This is a genomic window from Kitasatospora sp. NRRL B-11411 (genome assembly GCF_000721345.1).
In the GTDB taxonomy this organism is placed as follows: Bacteria; Actinomycetota; Actinomycetes; order Streptomycetales; family Streptomycetaceae; genus Kitasatospora; species Kitasatospora cineracea.
Window position 1 is genome coordinate 1 of the sequence record NZ_JOGH01000218.1, and the last position, 5,535, is coordinate 5,535.

Here is a 5,535-nt window from a genome sequence, read left to right on the forward strand (position 1 = left end):
CACCCCCGTCCTCACCCCCGTCCACCCCGGCCAGGTCCTGCACACCCCGCTCACCGACGCCCTGGTCGTGCACCACCTGAACCCGGTCGGCAAGCGTGTCCAGCTGCTCACCCCGAAGGGTGACCCCGGGCGGGAAGGGGCCCGGTAGCCTGGTCGGACAGGCCAGAATCCCCACCATGGGAGCACTGATGAGCGTCGACCAGGACCCGTACCCGGACTGGCTCCGCCCGCCCGTCGGCGGCTACACGGCCGACGACCTGGACCGGCTGCCGGACCTCCCGCCGCACACGGAACTGATCGACGGGAGCCTGGTTTTCGTGAGTCCGCAGATGAGGTTCCACATGCGGGTGATGCGTGCTCTTGAGTACGCGCTGGTCGCTGCGGTCCCCCCGGGATGGGAGGTGCTGCGCGAGATGTCGGTCAAGATCGACGCCCGCAATCGACCGGAACCCGACCTCATGGTCGTCAACGAGGAGGGGAACACGGGCCAGCGCCAGACCTACAGCCTGGCGGCTGACGTCCTGCTCGCGGTCGAGGTGGTCTCCGACGAGTCGCAGGTCCGCGACCGCGAGGTCAAGCCCCGCAAGTACGCCGCCGCCGGCATCCGGCACTTCTGGCGGGTGGAGAACGTCGACGGCCGACCCGTCGTCTACACCTACGAGTTGGACCCCGCGACCGACCGCTACACGCCCACCGGGATCTTCCACGACCGCCTCAAGGTCGAGCACCCGTTCCCGGTCGAGGTCGAGCTGGCCTGACGTCGCGTCCGGATGGTGGACGGTCCGTGCCCAGGCCGTGGGACGGGTTGTACTGTCCGAGTATGTCTCGCACCATTCGTCTCGCAGTGATCCCGGGTGACGGCATCGGCCAGGAGGTCGTCGCCGAGGGCCTCAAGGTGCTCCGCGCCGCCCTGCCCACCGACACCAAGCTGGAGACCACCGAGTACGACCTCGGTGCACGGCTGTACCACCGCACCGGGGAGACCCTCCCGGACGCGGTGCTGGAGGAGCTCAAGGGCCAGGACGCGATCCTGCTCGGCGCCATCGGCGACCCGAGCGTGCCGTCCGGGGTGCTGGAGCGCGGGCTGCTGCTCAAGCTGCGGTTCGCCTTCGACCACCACATCAACCTGCGCCCGGGCAAGCTGTTTCCGAACGTGAAGTCGCCGCTCGCCGGCGACCCGCAGATCGACTTCGTGGTGGTCCGCGAGGGCACCGAGGGCCCGTACGTCGGCAACGGCGGCACGCTGCGCACCGGCACCCCGCAGGAGGTCGCCACCGAGGTCTCGCTGAACACCGCGTTCGGCATCGAGCGGGTCGTCCGGGACGCCTACCGCCGCGCCCAGGCCCGCCCGCGCAAGAAGCTCACCCTGGTCCACAAGAACAACGTGCTGGTGCACGCCGGCCACCTGTGGACCCGGATCTTCGAGCAGGTCGGCCGGGAGTTCCCCGAGGTCACCACCGACTACCTGCACGTCGACGCGGCGACGATCTTCTTCGTCACCCAGCCCGAGCGCTTCGACGTGATCGTCACCGACAACCTGTTCGGCGACATCCTGACCGACCTCGCCGCGGCCGTCACCGGCGGCATCGGCCTGGCCGCGTCCGGCAACATCAACCCGAGCGGCGACTTCCCGTCGATGTTCGAGCCGGTGCACGGCTCGGCCCCGGACATCGCCGGTCAGGGCAAGGCCGACCCGACCGCCACCGTGCTGTCCGTCGCCATGCTGCTGGAGCACCTCGGCTTCCCCGCCGAGGCCGCCGCCGTCGAGGCCGCGGTCGCCGCGGACCTCACCGAGCGCTCCGGCGCCCGGTCCACCTCCGAGGTCGGCGACGCGCTGGCCGCCCGAGTATCCGGCTGACCGGCCGGGACCACAATCTCCGGCCGGTGGGCCGGTTCACAGCGAGCAACAGCCTCCCGGCTGTTCGGCACGGCCCTCTGGATGCGAGTATCGACAGTGGGCCGTGCCGTCATGCGTTTCCCCCGCCCGACGGTTGAAGGCCCAGCCCAACCCCACGGTGAAGGACAGACAGCCATGAGCACGCCCACCCCGGCGCCCATCACGTTCGACCTCAAGCCCTCCGCGCACCCCCTGTCCGACGAGGAGCGCGAGGCCCGACTGGCCAACCCCGGCTTCGGCCGGGTCTTCACCGACCACATGGTGACCATCCGCTGGACCGAGGGCCTCGGCTGGCACGACGCCCAGCTCACGCCGTACGCGCCGCTGGAGATCGACCCGGCCAACATGACGCTGCACTACGGCCAGTCGATCTTCGAGGGCCTCAAGGCGTACCGGCAGGCCGACGGCTCCATCGCCACCTTCCGCCCGGAGGCCAACGCGGCCCGCTTCCAGGCCTCCGCCCGCCGGCTGGCGATGCCCGAACTGCCGGTCGAGACCTTCGTCGAGGCCGTCGAACTGCTCGTCCAGCAGGACCGCGCCTGGGTGCCCAGCCAGCCCGAGCAGAGCCTCTACCTGCGGCCCTTCATGTTCGCCACCGAGGTCGGCCTGGGCGTGCGCCCCGCCAACTCCTACGTCTTCATGATCATCGCCTCGCCGGCCGGCGCCTACTTCTCCGGCGGCGTCAAGCCCGTCTCGGTCTGGCTCTCCGAGGACTACGTCCGCGCCGCGCCCGGCGGCACCGGCGCCGCCAAGTGCGCCGGCAACTACGCGGCCTCCCTGGTCGCCCAGGCCGAGGCCGCCGCCAAGGGCTGCGACCAGGTGGTCTGGCTCGACGCCACCGAGCACAAGTGGGTCGAGGAGATGGGCGGCATGAACCTCTACTTCGTCCTCGGCGAGGGCGAGAACGCCACCGTCGTCACCCCCGAACTCTCCGGCTCGCTGCTCCCCGGCATCACCCGCGACTCCCTGCTCACCCTCGCCGCCGACCTCGGCCACGGCACCGAGGAGCGGAAGATCTCCACCGACGAGTGGAAGCAGGGCAACGCCGACGGCACCATCACCGAGGTCTTCGCCTGCGGCACCGCCGCCGTCATCACCCCCGTCGGCCACGTCAAGTCCGCCACCGCCGACTGGACCGTCGCCACCGGCGAGCCCGGCCCCGTCACCATGAAGCTCCGCCAGTCCCTCCTCGCCATCCAGGGCGGCCAGACCCCGGACACCCACGGCTGGATGCACAAGATCGCCTGACGCCGGACCGCCCGGGCATTTCACGGCGGAATGCCCGGGACCGGGTGACTTTCGCGTCGATCGGCCGTTGAGTCGGGCGGCCGGTACATCCCGGACGGCACATTCACCGGGTGCAGCGCGATGCGAGGGCAGCCGCCGTGGTGGGATCCGTCCGGGGTGGTGCGCGGCGGCTGCGCCACGACCACCCCGGCCCGTGCCGGGGCTCCGCTGCCGCTGCCCGGGCCGTTCGGGTTCGAGCTCGACACCGCCGACCTCTTCGCCTGACCCGTTCCGGATGGCGAGACGGCCCTCCCGTCCGGCGGGGGGTGTGCAAGACTGCGAGGGTGTCCTCGCTTTCGCTGATTATTAGCAGCAGGCGCGCCGGTCCGCAGTGACCGCTTCCACGGCAACACCCTGACCGCGGAGCGACCACCAGCGTCCAGACCCGCGCGCAGACCTCTCGCACCCGCGAGGGGTCTTTTGTTTTGCCCCCGGACCGGCACCTGACCCCACAAGGGGACGGAGACACCGGGGACGCGCGCGGGATGCTGGACAGTGGAGCCGGATTCCGATCCCGGCAAACAGCAGTAACTCCACCGAACGGAGAACCCAGGGCCATGACCGAGGCCAACAGCCGCCCCAGCGACGGCTTCCACGTCTTCGACACCACGCTCCGCGACGGCGCCCAGCGCGAGGGCATCAACCTCACGGTGGCGGACAAGCTGGCGATCGCGCGCCACCTGGACGAGTTCGGGGTCGGCTTCATCGAGGGCGGCTGGCCCGGCGCCAACCCCCGGGACACCGAGTTCTTCGCCCGCGCCCAGGCCGAGCTGGAGTTCAAGCACGCGCAGCTGGTCGCGTTCGGCGCCACCCGCCGGGCCGGCGGGAAGGCCGCCGAGGACCCGCAGCTGGCCGCGCTGGTGGCGTCCGGCGCGCCGGTGGTGACGCTGGTGGCGAAGTCGCACGACCGGCACGTGGAGCTGGCGCTGCGCACCACGCTGGAGGAGAACCTGGAGATGGTCCGGGACAGCGTGGAGTACCTGCGCGCCCGGGACCGCCGGGTGTTCATCGACTGCGAGCACTTCTTCGACGGCTACAAGGCGAACCCGGAGTACGCCCTGGCCGTGGTGCGCACCGCGCACGAGGCGGGGGCGGACGTGGTGGTGCTGTGCGACACCAACGGCGGCATGCTGCCGTCCGGGGTGCGCGAGATCGTCGCCACCGTGCTCGCGGAGACCGGCGCCCGCCTCGGCATCCACGCCCAGGACGACACCGGCTGCGCGGTGGCCAACACGCTGGCCGCGGTGGACGCCGGGGCCACCCACGTGCAGTGCACGGCCAACGGCTACGGCGAGCGGGTCGGCAACGCGAACCTGTTCCCGGTCGCGGCGGCGCTGGAGCTCAAGTACGACCGCCGGGTGCTCCCGGCCGGCGCGCTGGCCGAGATGACCCGGATCTCGCACGCGATCGCCGAGGTGGTGAACCTGGCGCCGTCCACCCACCAGCCGTACGTGGGCTTCTCGGCGTTCGCGCACAAGGCGGGCCTGCACGCCTCCGCGATCAAGGTCGACCCGGACCTGTACCAGCACATCGACCCGGAGCTGGTCGGCAACACCATGCGGATGCTGGTGTCCGACATGGCGGGGCGGGCGTCGATCGAGCTGAAGGGCAAGGAGCTGGGCTACGACCTGACCGGGGACCGCGACCTGGCGGGCCGGGTGGTGGCCCGGGTGAAGGCGCAGGAGAACCTCGGCTACACCTACGAGGCGGCGGACGCCTCGTTCGAGCTGCTGCTGCGCGACGAGGTGAACGGCGGCGAGCGGCAGCGGTACTTCGAGCTGGAGTCCTGGCGGACCATCAGCGAGCAGGGCCCGAACGGTTTCGCGGGCAACGAGGCGACCGTGAAGCTGTGGGCGAAGGGCGAGCGGAAGGTCGCCACCGGCGAGGGCAACGGCCCGGTGGACGCGCTGGACCGGGCGCTGCGGACGGCGCTGGAGCCGATCTACCCGGCGCTGGCGAAGCTGGAGCTGGTGGACTACAAGGTCCGGATCCTGGAGGGCCAGCACGGCACCGGTTCGAAGACCCGGGTGCTGATCGAGTCCACCGACGGCACCGCGACCTGGTCGACGGTCGGCGTCGCGGACAACGTGATCGGCGCGTCCTGGGTGGCGCTGGAGGACGCGTACACCTACGGGCTGCTGAGGGCCGGTCAGCAGCCGTAACGGCGGCGGGTGCGAGGAAGTGCCCAGGGGGCGTGCGGAAGGCTCCGCACGCCCCCTTCTGGCGTGTCCATTACCCCTTTTGACGCCCCGTCACCGGAGTCGGGCGAGGAGGGCGTGTTCGACGAGGGTGATGAGGGCGCTCTTGGCGCTGTCGCGTCGTCGGGCGTCGAGGGTGATGATGGGGATTTC

At 71.1% G+C, this 5,535-nt stretch carries 5 protein-coding genes and 1 pseudogene; 5 read left to right on the forward strand and 1 reads right to left on the reverse strand.

All coding sequences use genetic code 11. The annotated features are described in order from the left end of the window. The first annotated feature begins 176 nt into the window (after positions 1–176). The 5 genes from IH44_RS0138855 (at position 177) to cimA (ending at position 5,346) form a co-directional block, all read left to right on the forward strand. The gene (locus IH44_RS0138855; protein ID WP_198545116.1) at positions 177–758 is read left to right on the forward strand and encodes a Uma2 family endonuclease; all 582 of its coding nucleotides are present in this window, start codon (positions 177–179) and stop codon (positions 756–758) included. Positions 759–820: 62 nt separating this feature from the next. After that, positions 821–1,858 (forward strand): 3-isopropylmalate dehydrogenase, encoded by a 1,038-nt coding sequence (locus tag IH44_RS0138860; RefSeq protein WP_030464577.1) that lies wholly within the window; start codon positions 821–823, stop codon positions 1,856–1,858. A gap of 174 nt (positions 1,859–2,032) precedes the next feature. Further along, the gene (locus IH44_RS0138865; protein WP_030464578.1) at positions 2,033–3,145 is read left to right on the forward strand and encodes a branched-chain amino acid aminotransferase; all 1,113 of its coding nucleotides are present in this window, start codon (positions 2,033–2,035) and stop codon (positions 3,143–3,145) included. 120 nt (positions 3,146–3,265) lie between these two features. Next, positions 3,266–3,409 carry a hypothetical protein gene (locus IH44_RS47055; RefSeq protein ID WP_157852623.1) on the forward strand — a complete coding sequence of 48 codons (144 nt, stop codon included), beginning with the start codon at positions 3,266–3,268 and terminating at the stop codon, positions 3,407–3,409. A gap of 332 nt (positions 3,410–3,741) precedes the next feature. Then, positions 3,742–5,346 carry a citramalate synthase gene (cimA, locus tag IH44_RS0138875; protein WP_030464579.1) on the forward strand — a complete coding sequence of 535 codons (1,605 nt, stop codon included), beginning with the start codon at positions 3,742–3,744 and terminating at the stop codon, positions 5,344–5,346. A 90-nt stretch (positions 5,347–5,436) separates the two neighbouring features. Here the strand turns inward: cimA and IH44_RS0138880 are convergent. After that, positions 5,437–5,535, reverse strand: a pseudogene (locus IH44_RS0138880) (ATP-binding protein); the annotation flags it as partial.